General features: G+C 58.0%; 12 protein-coding genes. 7 read left to right on the top strand and 5 right to left on the bottom strand.

Annotation, left to right across the window (positions count from 1 at the left end):
• Positions 1–8 precede the first annotated feature (8 nt).
• Positions 9–1,568 (top strand): APC family permease, encoded by a 1,560-nt coding sequence (locus tag KP703_RS08090; protein WP_215754445.1) that lies wholly within the window; start codon positions 9–11, stop codon positions 1,566–1,568.
• Positions 1,569–1,597: 29 nt separating this feature from the next.
• Here KP703_RS08090 and KP703_RS08085 read toward each other — a convergent pair whose 3' ends face one another.
• From KP703_RS08085 to KP703_RS08075, 3 genes are all read right to left on the bottom strand, one after another.
• Positions 1,598–2,257 (bottom strand): GntR family transcriptional regulator, encoded by a 660-nt coding sequence (locus KP703_RS08085; RefSeq protein WP_006558919.1) that lies wholly within the window; start codon positions 2,255–2,257, stop codon positions 1,598–1,600.
• Between the two features lie 107 nt (positions 2,258–2,364).
• Positions 2,365–4,764 carry a glycoside hydrolase family 127 protein gene (locus KP703_RS08080; RefSeq protein WP_215754444.1) on the bottom strand — a complete coding sequence of 800 codons (2,400 nt, stop codon included), beginning with the start codon at positions 4,762–4,764 and terminating at the stop codon, positions 2,365–2,367.
• A gap of 71 nt (positions 4,765–4,835) precedes the next feature.
• Positions 4,836–7,664: a DUF5695 domain-containing protein gene (locus tag KP703_RS08075; protein WP_373687455.1), complete on the bottom strand. Its 2,829-nt coding sequence runs from the start codon at positions 7,662–7,664 to the stop codon at positions 4,836–4,838.
• A 271-nt stretch (positions 7,665–7,935) separates the two neighbouring features.
• Between KP703_RS08075 and KP703_RS08070 the strand changes: the two genes are divergently transcribed.
• On the top strand, positions 7,936–9,447 hold the full coding sequence (locus KP703_RS08070) for an oligopeptide:H+ symporter (protein WP_215754443.1): 1,512 nt from the start codon (positions 7,936–7,938) through the stop codon (positions 9,445–9,447).
• Here KP703_RS08070 and KP703_RS08065 read toward each other — a convergent pair.
• Positions 9,393–10,373: an AraC family transcriptional regulator ligand-binding domain-containing protein gene (locus tag KP703_RS08065; protein WP_215754442.1), complete on the bottom strand. Its 981-nt coding sequence runs from the start codon at positions 10,371–10,373 to the stop codon at positions 9,393–9,395. The two genes, KP703_RS08070 and KP703_RS08065, sit on opposite strands and share 55 nt — an antisense overlap.
• Before the next feature lie 120 nt (positions 10,374–10,493).
• Between KP703_RS08065 and KP703_RS08060 the strand changes: the two genes are divergently transcribed.
• Positions 10,494–11,666: a S9 family peptidase gene (locus KP703_RS08060; protein ID WP_215754441.1), complete on the top strand. Its 1,173-nt coding sequence runs from the start codon at positions 10,494–10,496 to the stop codon at positions 11,664–11,666.
• Between the two features lie 78 nt (positions 11,667–11,744).
• On the opposite strand, the gene KP703_RS08055 is transcribed toward KP703_RS08060, so the two are convergent.
• On the bottom strand, positions 11,745–12,509 hold the full coding sequence (locus KP703_RS08055) for an SDR family NAD(P)-dependent oxidoreductase (RefSeq protein WP_215754440.1): 765 nt from the start codon (positions 12,507–12,509) through the stop codon (positions 11,745–11,747).
• A 189-nt stretch (positions 12,510–12,698) separates the two neighbouring features.
• Between KP703_RS08055 and KP703_RS08050 the strand changes: the two genes are divergently transcribed.
• From KP703_RS08050 to KP703_RS08035, 4 genes are all read left to right on the top strand, one after another.
• The gene (locus KP703_RS08050; RefSeq protein ID WP_215754439.1) at positions 12,699–13,427 is read left to right on the top strand and encodes an IclR family transcriptional regulator; all 729 of its coding nucleotides are present in this window, start codon (positions 12,699–12,701) and stop codon (positions 13,425–13,427) included.
• A 90-nt stretch (positions 13,428–13,517) separates the two neighbouring features.
• The gene (locus KP703_RS08045) at positions 13,518–13,916 is read left to right on the top strand and encodes a heme-binding protein (RefSeq protein WP_215754438.1); all 399 of its coding nucleotides are present in this window, start codon (positions 13,518–13,520) and stop codon (positions 13,914–13,916) included.
• A 27-nt stretch (positions 13,917–13,943) separates the two neighbouring features.
• Complete coding sequence (locus KP703_RS08040; RefSeq protein ID WP_215754437.1) at positions 13,944–15,179, top strand: MFS transporter; 1,236 nt, start codon at positions 13,944–13,946, stop codon at positions 15,177–15,179.
• Positions 15,180–15,445: 266 nt separating this feature from the next.
• Positions 15,446–17,860, top strand: a complete 2,415-nt coding sequence (locus tag KP703_RS08035) for a TonB-dependent receptor domain-containing protein (protein ID WP_215754436.1) — start codon at positions 15,446–15,448, stop codon at positions 17,858–17,860.
• Positions 17,861–17,877 lie beyond the last annotated feature (17 nt).

Raw genomic sequence — 17,877 nt, 5'->3', positions numbered from 1 at the left:
AGCCGTTCATGGCGCATGATGAGTCAGGCCACTTCAAGCAACGTCTGGGTCTGTTTGACCTGACCATGATCGGCTTTGGGTCCATCTTCGGCTCAGGCTGGCTGTTTGCCGCCGCCCATGTGGCGGATATGGCTGGCCCGGCCAGCATCGTCTCATGGCTCATCGGCGGTGTTGCCGTTTTGCTGATCGGGCTGGTCTATTGCGAACTGGGCGCTGCCCTGCCGCTGGCAGGCAGCGTGGTGCGCTACCCGGAACAGGCCCACGGCTCCACCGCCGCCTTCCTGACCGGAGCGATGACCACCATCGCTTTTTCCAGCCTGATTTCCATCGAGATTGTCGCCGCCCGCCAATATGCCGATGCGTGGATAGGCGGCCTGTCCCGCAATGCCAGTGGTGACCCCACGCTGGCTGGATGGCTGGTGCAGTTTGCAATTATGGGTGTGCTGTATGCCATCAACCGCCGTGGCATTGGTAGTTTTGCACTCGTCAATAACATCGTCACCGTCTTTAAGTTTCTGGTGCCGACACTGGTTATCGTGCTGCTGCTGGCCTATATGCACCCCGGCAATTTCAGCCTGCATGGCTTTGCACCGCACGGCTTTCAGGGCGTGGAGACAGCCATTTCCGCCGGGGGCGTCATTTTTGCCTATCTCGGCCTGACGCCCATCCTGTCCGTCGCCAGTGAAGTCCGAAACCCACAGCGCACCATCCCCATTGCGCTGGTGGCCTCCATCACGCTCGCCATGCTGGTTTACCTGCTGCTGCAAACAGCTTTTATCGGCGCGCTGCCCGCTAACCTGCTGACGGATGGCTGGAATGGCATTGCAACCCGCCTTGCCCTGCCGTTCCACGACATTGCGGTGCAGCTCGGCCTGAGCTTTCTGGCACTCATGGTGGTGACGGATGCCATTCTGTCCCCCACCGGCACCGGCAACATCTACATGTCGGCCACGGCCCGCGTGGTCTACGCCTGGTCCAAAAGCGGCACATTCTTCCCGGTTTTCCAGCGCATGAACACCCAGCGCGGTGTGCCGGACAAAGCACTGCTGCTCACCTTCGGTCTGGCCCTTTTCTGGACGCTCCCGTTCCCCTCATGGCAGGCGCTGATCGGCGTGGTCTCCTCCGCCCTCATGCTGAGCTATGCCATGGCGCCCACCTCTGCCGCAGCCCTGCGCCGCTCCCGGCCTGACCTGCACCGCCCCTTCCGGCTGCCCTACTTCAACCTGCTCTCACCGCTGGCTTTTGCGATTGCATCCCTGATTGTCATCTGGACCGGCTGGACCACCCTCTGCTGGCTGATGCCCGCCCTGCTGGTGCTGACAGCCATTTTCATGGCCGTCGCCCTGCGCGGCCTGTCCAATGCAGAATGGACGCGGGAACTGCGTAGCAGCCTCTGGATGCCAGCTTATTTTGTGGGGCTTCTGGGTCTGTCCTGGTGTGGCCCGTTTCAGGGCACCGGACTACTGAACCACGTGTGGGACGATGTGGCCGTGGTTGCGTTTGCGCTGGTCATTCACCACTGGGCCGCAATCTGCGGCCTTCAGGATCAGGCAGAACACGCAGCCTGATCCTCGCTTAAATCCTTACCGGGCGCGCCTTATTTCAACGCGCCACGCAGATCATCCAGCGTGGTCTGGATATGTTTGCGCATCAGCTTTTCGATCTCACGCTTGTTCCCCGCCAGCCAGCAGGCCATCAGGTCCCGATGTTCCTGATTAGCGCGGGTATCAATATCCTGCATATGCATGTGGAACCGCACGTAACGATCCGCCGTCACATTCAGCAAGGTTAGCACGTGGATGGTCGTGGGGCCGGCAGCAGGCTCTACAAGAGCCAGATGGAACAGCCGGTTATAAACCCCGCGTTGCGGGTCCTGCCGCGCCACCGCACTTTCCAGCTCTTCCAGACAGGCCTGCGCCTTCTTTGCATCCTCTTCCGTCGCACTCTGGGCACCAAGGGCTGTGGCCTCAGGCTCAATCAGCAAACGCAGGTGGAAGACATCTTCTGCTTCCTTCCGCGTCAGCGGGGTGACGAAAAACCCTCGTTTGGGGTGAAGGGAAACGAGGCCATCCTGTTGCAGGCGCACCAGCGCTTCACGCACCGGAATTTTGCTGATCTCAAATGCGGCAGCAATGCCGTCCTGCCGGATCGGCTCACCTTCCCCCACCTCTCCGTTCAGGATTTGCTCCCGCAGAACGTCATAAAGCTGGTCAGAAATGGACCGCGAAACAAGCCGCGTCTTCTGGGGGGTGATCATACTATGTAAACTTCACTTCTATCGCTCAGATCTTGTTTATATAGCTAGGCCATTCCCCCGCCCGAAACAACCGATAGGCTACAAGATGGCAGAAAATCACGGCGCGACTACTGAGAGCTTTTCTGCCCCGCAGCCAGCAGACGCACCCCAAAAAACGGACCATTGGAGCGCGACCCACCGGGCAGGATCCGCACGGTCAGCGTCTCTTTCCCCTGTGTCCAGCCTTCGGGAATAGCGGCCTCCACGTCCACAAACCGCGCAGGCATATCCGCAGGCCAGCTCAGGCCGGAAAGAGGCTTGCCGTTGATCAGAATGCGCGTCCCCCGTGTGCGGGGAACATCCTTGCTCCACAAGGTCGTTTGCAAAACAAGCGGCCCCGGTTTGGCCTTCAGGGTAAATTCCATAAACCCGCCGGACCGCAGATCCCGCCCGTTCCGACCACGATACACCAGCGGCCAGGAGCCATCCGCCCGCAGGCCGTGGTCATGCTCCTGCTGCATCTCCCCAAGATGGATGACATCAATCGTGCGAGCAGCAATATCTTTCTGGCGGCGCTGTTCCTCACGATACACACCTTCTTCCTGATGCCATTCGCTTTCTGAAAAACACCGCAGATACAGCGCACTCCGGCGTTTGTATTGGGCATAAAACGGCTTGAACTCAAGCTGTGCCGGCCTGCCTGCCTGCGTAGTGCGATAAACAGCCTCCTGCCCCGCAACGGGAGCCAGATCCCGCACCACATCGGAGGTCACAAGGGCCGGGTCCATGGCATCATAAGGGGCTTCGGCGCTCGCAAGGTCAGCCGCCAGCACCATCGGGCCGTGCAGGATGGAGACAAGATGAGGAGCCTCGACCGGAGCTTCTGTGCGCAGTGCCAGAGGGAGCGTCAGGGCGACCGTATCCCCGGCATGCCAGCTTCGATTGAGCACCAGATAACCGCCAGAAGGGGTCGCGGAGACGCTCTGGCCATTCACGGTGAGGCTCAGATCCCCTTTGACCCAGCCCGGCACCCGGAGCGCCAGTGCGAACGTCTCAGGCGCTTTTACGTCCTCAACCTTCAGAGTGACCTGCCCGTCATACGGATAACGGGTCTCCATCCGCCAGGACACATTTTTATGCGCCCACTGCATGCGGGAGGGAATGTAGAGATTCACAAAAAGCGTCTCGGCCCCCTGCCACCAGATGGACTCTCCATGTTTGGCATGGCTCTCCATTCCCGTGCCCACGCAGCACCAGAAGCTGTCCGTCGGGGTAGACCATTCCCGCACGCCGGCGGTGATAGTTGGTGTCATGTAGGTGAACATGCCGGTTTGAGGGTCATGCGCAGCCAGAACATGGTTCAGATGGGCACGCTCGTAGTAGTCAAAAAGCGCGCTGTCCGGCTGCCATGTGTAGAACTGCCGTGTCAGTTTGAGCATGTTGTAGGTATTACAATGCTCGCAGGTCTGCTCTGTAATATGCTGAGAAATGGTATCCGGTTCCGAGAAATATTCCCGGTCCGCATTCCCGCCAATCACATAGCTGTGGTGCTGCGTGACCGCCTGCCAGAAAAAGCGCGGGCCAACCTGCCAGTGTGCATCCTTGCTGACTTCCGCAATCCGCCCCAGACCAATCAGTTTGGGAATTTGCGTATTGGCGTGCCGGTTGGCCAGATCATCATGCCGGCCCATCAACGGGTCCAGCACAGGCCGGTCATACGTACGTTTTGCCAGACGTAGCCACTTTGCATCCCCTGTGCGGGCTGCCAGTTCGGCAAAGCTCTCGTTCAGGCCGCCATATTCACAGGTCAGAACTTTTTGCAGCTGTGCGTCTGTCAGCTTGCTATAGAAAACTTCAAAAAAGCCACCCAGCTTTACCGCAACACCAAGTGCATGCGGATCCTGACAATAAGTTTGCGCATCAAACAAACCCGCAAAAGTTTTGTGGATGTTATAGAGGGGAGACCAGGCACCGTTCAGGTCAAACCCACCTGACCGGATATCGCCTTTTTCCATTTCGGCGAAAATTCTTTTCCCATCGGTAATCGTGCCGTCTTTTTCCTTACGGGTGAAGCCTGCCACATACCCATCGCCCCATTTGTCCTGAACAGTCGCCAGTTCCTGCACAATATAGGCCACCCGGCTGCGGCATTCGGCATCTCCTGTTTGCGCATACATCAGGGCGAGTGCGGAGAGGTAATGACCCAGAGTATGCCCTGCAATCGTGTCATTCTCCCACCCGCCATACACCTCCCCTTTGGCTGGGAGGCCAGCCTGCGTGCGGAAGTTGTGGAGCAGACGGTCTGCGCTCAGGCTGAGCAGATAAACCCGATTACTTTCAATCGCATCCAGCCAGTGAGACGGCAACAAGCGAACATCCTGAAGCGGCACAGGCGTCACACCCTCCCCTGCCGCAACACCACCCGGCCCGCGTGCGGCAAGCGCCTGCCGTGCCCCCGGCAAAACGGACGCAGCGCCACCCAGAGCAACACTCGCCAGCAGGAAGCGCCTGTTTAGTCTGATCTCCATCGTCTTTTCCCTTACGCCGTTTTAAAAACGCTTCCTGTTGTCTGAATAATAGTCTTCAAGCCCGATACCGATCAGGGGGCTATCACCCGCAGATGCAAAGGCGTTGTGGTGGCCTGCAAAAACACTTCCCACGCATCCCGCACCTTTGGGGCCGCTGGGCTTATTACGTCATAGCTATGCGCTGGTGCACCAGCAGGATACTCGGCACGCAGTCGCGCCGTCGGCGTCCATTTGTCTGCCGGAGCCAGTGTGACATCTATGTCCTGAGAGGCCGGGTTATAGTGGACACTCTCAAACTTCCCGCTTTCCAGCGTAAGGAACACGCCTGCATCCGCCACAAAAATCCGGCTTCTGGCACTATCTTTTGGCGTAATGGTCACGCTGCCATCGCCCTCTTCATGCAGCAGACCGCCAAAAGCCTGCCAGCCAAATTCAGGATGTTTGACAACATCAACCTGCGTGGCCAGCGCATGCCCGTAGAAGCCCATCCCATAGTCCCCGGAATACGCATCAAACCGCATAACATCTGGCGCAGAATGGAACGCAGCAGACCCAAAGCCTTTCTGGTCAATATTGGTTATAGCCCCCATCAGCCCGCCATACGCCACGCGCAGCATATAAAAATCTGAGGGCTGGGCCTGAAACGCCGAGAACAAAGGAACCGCATTCAACGCAGAGCCATAATGGTGGATTTGCCGTTCTATTCTGGCAATTTTACCGGCATAGAGAAAATCCCAGTAGCGCCGGGCATTCCCATTATAGCCCCAGCTTGGCAACGCAGGGTCATACGCCAGAATGGCATCTCGTGTTTCTTCCGCCTGTGCCGTATCGCCAAAATAGCGGAGCCAGGCATAGACTTCGGGCTGGCCGGTAGAATCCCACGCCATTTCACTGCCATACGGGTAACGCTGACCTTTCCAGACGGCCTCACGCTTTTTCATCAGGCTTTCGATCGTCTGTGCTTCTGCTGTCAGGTTTTCCCGCTTCAAATCCTTCAGGATTTCAACAAACACATCGCCTTCCATCAGGCCATACTGCGTGTAATACGGGGCCTGTCGCATCATGGCGGTCATGGTGACGGCGACTTTATGCAGATACCACTCTGCATCATGCTGCTGCACCAGCCCCGTATGGTTCCGCGCCAGCCGATACAAAACCCAGTGTACAATAGCGACATGCGGATAGTTGTACGCCCGGCCGATATCCGCCGCTTTCCGGCGAGACCATGATGCCCATGTCTTCCAGTTTTCTGCCGCATTATAATAAGCCGGGAACTGTGCCGGATCATAATAAAACAGGCTTTTCCGCACGCCCCCTTCCGTTGGGCCGGAAGCGACCTGAAGCTGCCCGACGACAGTTTCATTCGCAAACTGCTCCAGTTTTGCCACTTCCTGCGGGTCTGGATTATCCAGCTCCTTCATGGCCGCCGCCACATAGCTGCCCGCACCGCCCTCGTCGCTCAGGCCAGCAATCCAGACACGCGGGTCCTGCGTGAGAACGTGTCCGGCCTCGCGATCATACGTCATGATGGACGGGCTACGATGAAACGGATCGGACGGGTTCTGGTACCACTGCTCAGAAAACAGAAAGCGGCCCATATCCGCCACAGCCGTCTGAGCTGGCTTTGTGACGAAATAGCTCAACGTTTGCACGCTGCCATCCGCATACGTAATGGAAAGTCGCGCTCGCCCCCATGTTTTTCCGTCCACACGGTACCGCTGCCAGATACCGTGCACACCCTCCGGGCTAACACTGAGCGCCCCTTTTGGCTCTACGGAAAACGACCGCACAGCCTGCGCTGACTGGAGATACAGCGTTGCCGGCAAATCCTCCGGCACCACATAGCCCGGCAGGCTGACAGCAACCGGGCGCGCATGGGCAGCGAGTGTCTGCTCAATGCCGCGCACGTTCGGCGCAAAAGCAAACCGCAAGCCAAAAGTGCGCGTTTCACCAGGCTTTAGGGTGAATTGCGTCGGCGCATTCCATTGACTGCCTGCTTTTTGCCATTCCTGCCGCACAAAAGCAGCGCTGGCAGGCATCCAGTCATAAAACCCTTCAAACGTCTGGCTCCGGGGCGTGGCCTCTGCCAGCACATCGGCCTTACCCGCGCCACCGGCAGACGGCTCCACCAAAGGACGATAAACCTCCAGCGGCGTGCGCCCTTCCGGCATACCCAGCAGCACCGGGCCAGCCCCACTCATGCGGGTGATCTGAATATAGCCGCCATCCCGCGCAATGGCCGGGTCTACAAACACCTCGCGCTTATGGGCGTCATCCAGTGTTTCATCAGTAAAATCGTTCCCAAAAACCAGCGGGAATCCCATACCACCGATTTGCACGGACTGCCTGCCGGGATTGGCTACGGAAAACTCTAAAACCAGATCCTGCCCCGCAAGCTTCCATACACGGCGCACACGCAAGGGAAACCCAGCCCCCAGAGAAGGCGTGATCTCATCGTGCCGCAGCACATCTCCTCCAGCTGGCAGTTCCTGCACAGGCCGCTTTGCATGCCATGAGGAAAAGTCTTTCCAGCGAGAAGCGCCTTCGGTTTTCAGCCGGAAATCAATATCCCCAAGATGCGCAAAACCATTCTCCTGCCGTCGTCCTTCCAGACGCCAGGGCAGATAGTCAGCCTCTTTATCCGAACTGGCAGCGAGAGACCGCAACGTGCCATCCACGCCCTGAAACCGCAGGATAAACGACCCTGCGGCACAAAGCTTTATACCTCCATCCGCAGTGCAGCGCCCCATAGACGGCACCTCCGGCCCGGACACACCTTTCTGCGCAACAGCCTCCAGCGGCAACAAAACCGCGCCTAACGCTGTCAGTGCCGAAACGCAGGAAAACTGCGCAGCACTCTTCACCGTGCCGTCAGTTTTCCCAAAAAAACGCCGTCTCACAGTGCTGAAGCCTCTCATGACAGGGAAGATCTACGCATATATCGTATACTATTTCATATTTGAAGGATAGATTTTATGCGGCCACCGTGAAAAGAGGCAAAAAGTCTGTTGCCGAAAATTTCAGTCATTTTTCCAGACTAATTTCTTGTCCGAACTGATCTGGTCTGTATAATCGTATACGAAATAATAAATAGCACACCAGCCCCATTCTTCCACATGCCGCCTCCATCCTCGGCCACAAACAGGCATGTGATTGTGAAGGACCCTTTCTGTGCAGCCTGACACACCGCCCCTTGCCGCCCGACGCTCCGCTTTTTTCACCCTGCTGGTTACAGAAGCCGCAGAACGCGCCGGATTTTACGGCATGGAGGCCATTCTGCTGTTGTTCATGGTGCAGCAGCTTGGCATGGCCGATATGGGGGCGGACCTGCTGGTGGGAGCCTTTGCCGCCATGATTTACGCCACGCCTCTTCTGGGTGGCTGGCTGGGGGACCGGGTTTATGGCGCACGCCGCACCGTTGTGCTGGGTGCCATCCTGCTGAGCGCAGGTTACGGACTTCTTGCGCTCTCCACGGTGTATCGCACACTTTTTGAACCCGCTCTGGCACTGGCCGCAACAGGCAACGGGCTCTTCAAACCTAATGCAGCTCAGCTGATCCGCTGCCTTTATGAAGAGCATCCGCAGGAGCGGGATTCCGCCTTCACCCTATACTATATGGCCGCCAATGTGGGGTCAGCCCTCTCCATGCTCTGCATTCCATGGGTGCGGGATTATGCCGGCTCCTTCACGGCTTTTGGTCTTTGCGTGGCAGGACCAGCCTGCGCGCTGGGTATCCTGCTCGCACGTACCCATGCCCTGCGCCACACCGGCTCAGCACCGGACAAAGCCCCGCTCCTGCCGCGCCCGGCAATCGCCGGAGCCGCCGCCATCTTCCTCTGCACACTTGCCGTCATGGGCGTGTTATCCAGCGCGTCCTTCGCCCGGCTGGCCGTGTTTGGGTGCCTCGCACTAGTGGCTATTCTGTGGGGCGCGCTGTACCGCAAAGCCGCCGCACAGGAACGGCTTAATCTGGTCACCATGGGGATCATGCTGCTGCAAAGTATTGCGTTCTATTGCTTCTACCAGCAGATGCAGACCTCTCTTACCCTGTTTGCCCTGACCAATGTAGACGGCACGTTCCGTATTCTGGGGCACCCCCTATTTGCCCTCTCAGCAGCCCAGTTTCAGGCGCTGGACCCGATTTTCATCATTCTTCTCAGCCCCCTTCTGGCCAAGCTCTACCATGCCCTCGCCAGCCGGAACCGGGACCTTTCCCTGCCCACAAAATTCGCCGTGGGCTTTGGCTTTGTGGCCCTGGCGTTTTTCATCTGGTGGAGCGGCACGCGCCTTGCTGGCTCCGGCCTGACCAGCGCATGGCCTATGCTGGGGGGCTATTTTGCCCTTGCAACAGCTGAACTGCTGATTGGTGGTCTGGGGCTCGCGGTTATTGCCCGTTATGCCCCCGCCCGCCTGAACGGCCTGATGGTGGGAGCCTATTACCTCACTGTGGGTGCTGGCATGTATCTGGGTAGTGAAATTGCAAGTTTTGCCACCCCTGCCGCCAATGCTGCCCCCCTGCAAAACCACCATTATGAAACGCTGTTTGGCACTCTGGGCTTATGCGGCCTCGGGCTGGTGAGCATCGCCCTGCTTCTGGCCCGTATGCTCAGCCATATGGAAAACCGCCATCAGGACGCTGACCAGCGCTTCAGTGTGCGGGCCAACACGGATTGCTCGGCATAACCCAGCCGATAGGAAATCTGCCCTTTGGTATGTTGCCCGGCCTGTAATAGTCGCTCCGCTTCTGTCCGACGCACACCATCCACAAGACTACGGAAACTCTCTCCCTCTGCCGCCAGACGTCGCTGCAAAGTCCGCACGGAAACCCCAAGGGCCGAGGCAATATGCGGCATGGTCATGGACGGTGTACCGAGCCGCTCCCGCACCACGCGCGCAACCTGCACAGCCATGCTGGAGAACACAGACACTTCTGCTTCCATGCGCCGGGCCAGTTCTTCCAGATAATCGCGGCCGGGACGCGGACTCAGTTCACGCTGACGCTCCATTTCCGTGCGGTCAAACAGAATACGAAAATGCTTCTGCCCGAACCGCACCGGGCACCCCAGCACAGCTTCCGCCGCCTGCCATTGGCCGGGGCGCGGCATGGTACAGGCGAACTCCACACAAAGGGGCGTAACCTCTGCCCCCAGAGCTTCTTTGGGAAGACGCGCCAGATTGGTTAACGCCCACAGCTGACCTGCTGCAAGAATAGCCTTGGGCACTCTCGGGTCAGGCCGCGCCAGCGTGTAGCGGATTTCCACAGTACGCGGATGTTTGATGATCTGAATGGCAATATCCGGATGCAACAGCAGGCTATACCGCCCCAGCATGCCATATCCATCCAGCAGGCTCTCACACTGGCAGACCAACGCCCCCATCAGACCAAAATCCTGCGGCCGTGCGTGCAAAGCCAGCGCAATACCCAGACCATGATCCGCATTGTTCCGGGCCAGCAAAGCGCCCCAGACCGTAACCATGGTCTGCCAGATGGAGAATTTGTGCTGGTGCCGGGACACTTCAGCCTGCTCCAGCATCCGGTCCTGCTCTGTGCTCGTCAGACATCCGGCCTGCACAGCAGCTCCCAGAACGGCATCAAGCGGTGTCACCATAGATCAGGCCGTCCTTTCAGTCTGGCGTAAAATGTCAAAAAACTGGCGTATTTTGTCAAGCCAGACCCTCCAAGCCCCCTACCTTTCCTGACACACGCCACACAGGAAAAGTGTTTTACGATGGATCAGCCTGCACAGCCTCTCACCGATACGGGTACGTCCCATTTCTTCAAAAATCAGACCTTCCATTTCCAGACCCTCCGCGCCTTGAATGACATTGCCGCCGGGGGTGCTGACCTGAATGAAGTGCTGATGGCCATCAGTCAGATTACCGATGGAGACAGCAATGGCTGGTATGAGGCCTATTCCGCCCTTGCCACGCGCACGGAAGACCGCATTCCCACCTGCGCGGACCCGCTAAGCTGCGGCCAGTCCTGGCTGCGGGCGCATAATTACTGGCGCACGGCAGAATTCCTGCTGCCCCCGCAGGACCCGCGCCGCACTCTCGCATGGGACCGGCAGATTGCCGCCTTTGATAAAGGGCTGGAACGCGCCGGCATTGCGCACGAGCGCTTTACCGTGCCGTATGAAAGCGGGAAGCTCCGCGGCATTTTCTACCCCGGCCCGGAAGGCTGGCAGAAAAAGCCGCTGATCGTGCTGTGTGGCGGGTATGATTCCACACTGGAAGAGCTGTATTTCGTCATCGCCAAAGCGGCGTATGATCGCGGTTATGCAGTGCTGACGTACGAAGGCCCCGGTCAGGGCGGCGTGCTGCGCCAGTATGGTTTGAAATTCACACCGGAATGGGAAAAACCCACCGGGGCCGTTCTGGATTATTTTGAAACAACTTACTTCAAACCAGAAAAAACCGTGCTGATCGGCATGAGCCTCGGTGGCTATTTTGCCCCGCGTGTTGCGGCCTTCGATAAGCGCATCAGCGGCGTTGTGGCGTATGATGTCTTCTTTGATGCCGGCAGCATTGCACAACGCTACGCCACCCATGCAGGAAACCCTGAAGCTCTGAACAACCCGGACATCAAATGGGCCATCAACAATGCCCTTTGGACGCTGGGCGTCTCCTCCATGGAAGAGGCCGTTAAAACGCTCTCGGCCTATTCTCTGGTGGGCGTCGCCGGAAATATCACGGCGGATGTGCTGACTCTGGTGGGTGAGCGTGATCACTTCATCCCGACCACGCAGGCGGAAGATTTCAGCAAAGCCTGCATCCGGGCCAAATCGGTTGAAACCGTTGTCTATGATGTGCCGTCAGGCGGGGCGGAACATTGCCAGCTTGGAGCTCAAACCCTTTGGCACGCAGATGTTTTCAGCTGGATGGTTCGCAAATTTTCCTAAAACGAAGGGCGGAGGGAGCAGAGTGCCCCTCCCCTTTTTCCTGTCATTGTGCCTCAAGCTCCAGCCCCACCCTGCGGTTTATTCCATCGGCGGCTGGCCGTTAGAGGCAGACGTTCCGCCATCCACCGGGATGGTCGCCCCCGTGACATACCCAGCCGCATCGCTCGCCAGAAAGACAATCACACTGGCAATATCTTCCGGCTCACCAAGGCGACCAAGGGCGGTACGCTCTATGAACTTCTTCGCTTTTGCCTCATCTTCCACCAGCCCCTTGCCCATTGCTGTACGGCTGAGGCCCGGATTGACGGAATTGACGCGAATACCGTGCTTACCAAGGTCCAGCGCCAGAGAGCGCGTAAGGTTTACAACCCCGCCCTTGGCTGCGTTATAAGCCGGGAAATTCCAGTCCCCACCCATGCCGGAAATGGAAGCGACATTGATAATGTTGCCTTTGGTCTTTTTCAGATGCGGGATAGCAGCGCGTGCACAATAAAAGGTGCCGCTCAGATCAATATTGATCACGCTCGCCCATGTCTCATCACTGATGTCTTCCGGTTGCCCGGGGCGCGCAATCCCTGCGTTGTTCACCAGCACATCAATCTGACCGAAATGCTCTGCGGCGTCTTTTATGGCCCGGTTGACTGCGGCTGAGTCTGCAATATCGCACGCAATCGCCAGACTCCGCTCTTTGGAAAACTGCTCCGCAACCTTGTTCAAATTGTCTTCGTCGGCATCCAGCAGAACTACATTAGCCCCTTCAGCATGAAAGCTCCGCGCAGTCGCTTCCCCAAATCCGGAAGCAGCCCCTGTCACAATGACGGTCTTGCCTGAAAAACGCTGCATGAAGATCTCCTTATGTCTGCCGTGCAGTCTTTCTGCACTCAGGCTCTCAAACCGAATGCGGCAGAGGTCGTTCTTTCATGACAGGGACATTGCCCGCAAAATCTGCAAAAGTTCACCCATGATGAACTTACTCCAGTTCCCAAAGACGGGTTCGTCACGATAAATCCTGATCATCAGGAGACCTGTCCCATGGGCAAAACCCCGAAACTTATTCAGTCAATTGAACGTTCCGCCGCCATTCTGGAAATCATCGCTCAGGAGGGTGGCAGCGCACGCCTGCAACAAATTGCCGGGATCTCCGGCATTGGAAAAACGACCGTCCACAATATTCTCCAGACACTCGACCATCTGGGCTATGTGCAGCGTCGCACGGGGGATATGCGCTATCATCTGGGTGGGCGCATCCTCAATCTGGCCCGCATTACGGGGGATGATAATGCCCTGCGCGCCCGTCTGCGCCCTGCCCTGAATGCCATTGCGGAAGAAAGTGGCGCGACCGTCTGGCTGGCCGTTCCCAGCGGGGATGAAGCCGCCTATCTGGATATCGTCAACCTGCCCGACCCGGACCTGATGCGCAGCATCCCAAGCCGGGAAAAGCTGGAAGGGTCCGCCGTGGGGCTGGTTTTTCTGGCCTTTGTGCCCGGCCTTGGCAAACGGGTGCTGACCACCCGGGCCAATGCTCTGAACAGTGACATCCTCGCCCAGATTGAAACCGTGCGCATCAAGGGCTTTGCGCTGGATCTGCAAGGCTACCATCCGGGCATAAACGGCGTTGCCATTCCCTGGCGGGACAATGGTGAAGTGCGCGCCAGTGTCTGCCTGACCGGCCCCGCCAGCAAGCTCCCGCCGCACCGGCTCAGCCGTCTGGCCTGGATGATGATGAAGCATGTCGAACGCACGGATATCCAGAGCTGCTGAACAAATAGTCTTTCCCTTGCGTCCCTCATTCCCTTATTGAGCAGCGCAGCTACTCTGCGCCTTTTTCTCAGGAAAGCGATTTTCTCTGCCATGACGTCTTCTACCGCGACCGCCATGATCACTGCTGCTCTGGCCGAAGCAGACCGCATGAATGTTTCTGTCTGCATTTCCATTGTGGATGCCGCAGCCTGGCCGGTTGCCTTTATGCGTATGGAAGGCACCATTCTGGGCGCCATTGATATCGCTAACAAAAAAGCCCGCACCGCTGTGCTGTTCCAGATGAACAGTGCCGACTTTGCAGAAATTGCCCACCCCAACGCCCATGCCTACACGCTGGAAAATACCAATGGCGGGCTCATCAGCTTTGGCGGCGGCCTTGTGCTGAAAGATGCCGAAGGCAGGGTTGTGGGAGCTATTGGCGTGTCCGGCGCCAGCACTGCGGATGATATTGCCATTGCCACCGTCGCCTCTCGCGTTCTGATCGCCTGAGCCGACTTTTTTAAGCCGAGACCCTGCATGACATCAGAAACCGTGCCGCCTGAGAGCGGTCTTACCGTGGTTCCGCCGCCTCATGGCAGAACCGCAGCCCTCCTTACTCTCACATTCGGCACGTTTGTTGTCGGCACCGGGGAGTTTGCCATCATGGGCATGCTCCCGGAATTTGCGCAGTCGCTCAACCTGTCTCTGGCCGATGCCGGGTATGCCATTACCGCTTACGCGCTGGGGGTGGTGATTGGCGCACCGCTGATTACCATTCTAGGCGCGCGGCTGTCCCGGCGCGAGCTTCTGCTTGTTCTGCTGATCATGTTCTGCCTTGGCAATTTCCTAAGCATTGTCATGCCCACACCGGGGCTGGTTGAGGTCGCCCGCTTTCTGACAGGGCTGCCGCATGGCGCGCTCTTCGGAATTTCCGCCCTTGTGGCGGCTTCCATGGTGGAACGCTCCCGCCGCGGGTGGGCGGTCGGGCGCGTGCTGTCCGGCATCGCCATTTCCACGCTGATCGGCGCGCCGTTTTCCACCTTTGCGGCAGACCATTTTGGCTGGCGCATTGCCTATCTGATTATCGGCCTGTTTGGCGTTCTGACCTTTCTGGGCGTCCTGCGCTATATTCCGGCCGATAAACCCAACCGCAAGAACTCCCCGCTTAAGGAAATCACGGCGCTGGGCAACATGCAGGTTATGCTCACCCTGCTGACTGCTGCTGTGGGTTTTGGCGGGATGTTTGGCGTCTACACCTACCTCACCAGTGTTCTGCAAAACGTGACCCACGTGCCGGAATGGCAGACCATGATCTATATGGTGATCTGGGGTGCCGGCATGCTCGTCGGCGCAAACGCCGGAGCCTGGCTGGTGGACCGCAATATCAATCTGGCTGCCATCATCGCCCTTGCAGGCAGCGCGGTCATCATGTTCGCGTTTTCCACTGTGCTGCACAGCAATCTCGCCCTGATGCTGATTGTCTTCCTGATCCCTACCTTTGTGAATGGACTTGGCCCGGCGCTTCAGACACGACTGATGGATTTTGCGGGCGATGCTCAGACGCTTGCCGCCTCCCTCAACCATTCAGCCTTCAACATTGCCAACGCACTGGGGGCCTCTCTGGGCAGTGTGCTGCTGGCGCACCAGTTCGGGTATGGCTCGCTTGGCATTGGCGGAGCACTGCTCTCCATCGGTGGCCTGCTGGTGTATCTGTTTGCCCTTCTTCTGCTCAAGAAAGGCGGCCACCCGGAAGAACGTGGCTCCCTTACCTGAAGCCCCTTTCCTGATACGCTGAAAACAGCCCCTTCCCCGGTTTTGCGCCGCGGAAGGGGTTTTTACTTTTCCGGTGTTCTCGCAAAGCCTTAGGAGGCCTCATCCTCATAAACCGCGTTGTTTATGCAACAGATATGAGCAAAAACTGCCTAAAAATGTCACAAAAACATCACACCCCTCTGTGAAGCCTTTGCATATCTGGAGGTTCAACGGCTAAGAGACCGCTTCTCTTTGACCCGCATCACCCTCCGGAGTGCTGACCGCAAGTGCGCACCAAACATCTGCTTTTGTCCTCTATTGCACTGTTTGCCATAGAACGCCCTGCTCTGGCCGCTGAAACCACCGCGCAGCACAAGCATGCAGCCCGCCATGCGCAGCCGGTTTCCGCGCACAAGCCCGCAGCCGCACAGCCCGCTCCGAAGGCCGCAACCAAAGCGTCCGCCAGCCACCACAGCAAACCTGCAGATCTGGAATCGCACGGCACGGAAAGTGTGTCCGTCACAGGCCGTCAGCTGACCGGGCGTGATGCAGAACAGGCCGTCACAAAGGCCGTCATGCGCCAGTTCGTGCCGGGCACCAGCCCATACAAGATGCTGGACCGGATGCCGGGTGTAAGCTTCTCCTCCACAGACCCGTTCGGCATCGACAGCTTCGGCGCCAACCTCTACGTGCGCGGGTTCTTCATGAACCAGCTTGGCGTGACGGTGGATGGCGTGCCCCTGAACGACCAGACCTATCAGTCCATCAGCGGCATGAGCCTTGCCTCCTCCATTATCCCGGATGATATCCAGTCCATGCGCATGTCGCAGGGGGCCGGATCGGTTGAGCTGCCCTCCACCAACACACTGGGCGGCACCATTCAGATCGGCTCGTCCGACCCGTCCGAAAAACGCGGCGGCAAGGTCAGCCAGTCTTTCGGCAGCTATAATTCCTACCGCACCTACGTGCGGCTGGATTCCGGCAAGCTGAATGACACCGGTACCCGCTTTTACACTTCCTACGCCCGCACGGATGAAGGCATGTGGATGGGCAAGGGTGACCAGTTCATGCAGCAGGTCGATGCCAAGCTGGTGCAGCCCATTGGCCACCGCAGCCGCATGTCAGCCTTCTTCAACTGGTCCACTCTGGCGCAGTGGAACTACCCGGATACGTCCATCGGCATCCTGAAAAACCTCGGCTGGCGCACGCCGCATCTGTATCCCAATTATGGGCTGGCTTACGGCATTGCCAATGGCACCCGCCCTGTGCCGCCGGGATACAATAATGTGCCGGGCATTGATGGCTCTGACATCGCCATGTACGACGGCGGCCAGTCTGAAACAAACTTCATGGGTGGCCTGCATTTTGACCTCGCCCTGACAGACCGCCTGACGTGGAACACCACTCTCTACGGCCACAGCCAGACCGGCTATTACAGCTACACGGATTCAGAAGATCCCTCCCCCAACGGCGCGCCGTTCTCGGAAGAAGTCTGGCAGAACCGGCAGGAACGCTACGGGATTGATACCAGCCTGCGCTATAAATGGGGCCGCCACACCATTGAAGGTGGCGTCTGGTATGAAAACAACAATCAGCTGGCGGGCCTGTTCAATTATCAGGAGCCTCTGCTTGGGCAGGGCGCGCCACTTAAGGCGGTCGGACCGTATAATGTGTATGGCCGCGCCTTTATGCAGGGTTACAACTTCCAGTGGACCACCAATGTCATGCAGTTCCATTTGCAGGACAGTGTGCAACTGACACCGGGCCTTACGCTGCATGCCGGGTTTAAATCCATGGTGGCGACGACTGCTGGCGGTGCGAACTACAACAATGCCGACTGGACGGGTGCTGATACGCTGCCCAACGGTTCCCTGACGGCTTCTCAGGCCTTCCTGCCCCACATCAATCTGGACTGGCACCTCAACGACCACCACGAGTTCTACGTGGACGTCGCCGAGAACATGCGGGCTTATGAAGTCTCGGCCTTTGGCGTGGGCAACTCCCTTTACTCCGTGCAGGATCAGGCCACCTTTCAGGCGCAGAAAAGGGCGGCAGAGCCGTCCAAAGCCTGGGTTTATCTGGGAGGCTATCGCTATACCTCCCGCTACCTGCAGGCGAATGCGACCATCTATCACGCCAGCCTGATCCACCCGCTGCTGGCGGCAGCTGTTGGTTCTCTGACCAACCCGGTCTCTCAGGTGATCGACTTCGGCCACATTTCCATGACGGGTGCGAACGGGGCGATTACCCTTACACCCATCCGAGGTCTGAGCTTTACGAATACCCTGAGCTACAACAAGGGCACGTATGATAGGAACGTGGACACCGTCGGCGGGTATTACCCTCTTTCAGGCAAGAACATCGTCAACTATCCGGCGTGGATGTATAAAACGTCCCTGGCCTACACATGGAAAGGCGCGACCGCGCATTTTGACGCCAACTATTTTGGCCGCCGTTACTACAGCTTTATGAACGACACCTCCGTGCCCGGCTACTGGGTGGCCAATGCGGGTCTTGAATACCGCTTTGGGGACATGAGCGTTCTGAAAAACGTCACGGCCAGCTTCAATGTCTATAACCTGTTTAACAACAAATACATTTCCATGATGGGCCAGAACGATAACCCCGCCGTGGGGGATTATCAGTCCATGGAACGTGGCGCTGTGCGCGAATTTTTCGGCACCGTCAGCACGTCTTTCTAAACACTCTAAGGGGAGCA

Origin of the sequence: Acetobacter sp. P5B1 (assembly GCF_018811985.1) — a bacterium.
Taxonomy (GTDB): domain Bacteria; phylum Pseudomonadota; class Alphaproteobacteria; order Acetobacterales; family Acetobacteraceae; genus Acetobacter; species Acetobacter cerevisiae.
This window is presented reverse-complemented; position numbering and strand designations above follow the sequence as displayed.